The following is a 498-nucleotide window of genomic DNA, read 5'->3' on the forward strand; positions in this document are numbered from 1 at the left end:
CCGGCGGAGAGATGCTCATACGGCAGGTCGTAGTCCGTACAAGCCTTGAGGGATCCTCGCACAGTCTCGCTGTCAGCTGGGCCGGCGTCGACTGTCCCTGTGCGGTGGAGAAGCTGTTCGCCGTACTCCTCTTCTAGGGACTCCCACAGAGAGATTGACCGCCGAACGTGTGGGACGTACTCGGGGTCCTCGTGGTTCGTCAGCCGGATCAACCGCGAGTCACCGTGTGATGAGCCGATGGAGTTCGGGATATTGTACTGGTCTAACCCTAAGACATCGAGTCCTCGTCGTGCTAGATGGTAGACGGCTGCACTACCGATACCGCCGACACCCATGACTATGACGTCGTACTGTGTACTGCTCGATCGCATAGTCAGTCGTTGCAGAAGGATAGTGTTAAAGCCATGGCATTAGGTGAATATGACTGGTTCGTCGTGGCTCTCCATCTCCGGGGTGGTCGAACAGCCCATCGCGTCTCAATGCGATCCGTTGCGGCCC

General features: G+C 57.8%; 1 protein-coding gene. It reads right to left on the reverse strand.

The genetic code is table 11. The annotated features are described in order from the left end of the window. On the reverse strand, positions 1-371 hold a 371-nt coding region (locus DVK00_RS20810), incomplete at its 3' end, for an FAD-dependent oxidoreductase (protein WP_121578517.1). Between the last annotated feature and the right edge of the window lie 127 nt (positions 372-498).

This window comes from Haloarcula sp. Atlit-47R, assembly GCF_003665985.1.
Taxonomy (GTDB): Archaea; Halobacteriota; Halobacteria; order Halobacteriales; family Haloarculaceae; genus Haloarcula; species Haloarcula taiwanensis.